Origin of the sequence: Vibrio crassostreae 9ZC13 (genome assembly GCF_000272045.2) — a bacterium.
Taxonomy (GTDB): Bacteria; Pseudomonadota; Gammaproteobacteria; order Enterobacterales; family Vibrionaceae; genus Vibrio; species Vibrio crassostreae_C.
The window spans coordinates 80844-81087 of record NZ_AJYZ02000042.1; the positions used below are offsets into that span (position 1 = coordinate 80844).

Sequence of the window (244 nt, forward strand, 5' to 3'; positions counted from 1 at the left end):
GGCCAATGCAGACACCGGGGCAGTTCAAGAGAACAGCACAGTAACCGTCGATGTATTGGCTAACGACACCGATTTAGACGATGGTGCTAAGTTCACTTTAGACAATGTGAGCTCGGACAAAGGTCTGGTGACCATCGTTAATAACAAACTTGTGTTTGAAGCGACTGGCGAAGATTTTGATCACCTGCCAGTAGGTGTAACAGAGCAAGTCGTGGTGACGTACACCATGAGCGATGAAAGTGGC

At 48.4% G+C, this 244-nt stretch carries 1 protein-coding gene; it reads left to right on the forward strand.

Going from position 1 to position 244, the window contains the following annotated elements; translation table 11 throughout:
• A partial coding sequence (locus A136_RS22765; protein ID WP_032546812.1) for an Ig-like domain-containing protein occupies positions 1 to 244 on the forward strand: 244 nt, incomplete at both ends.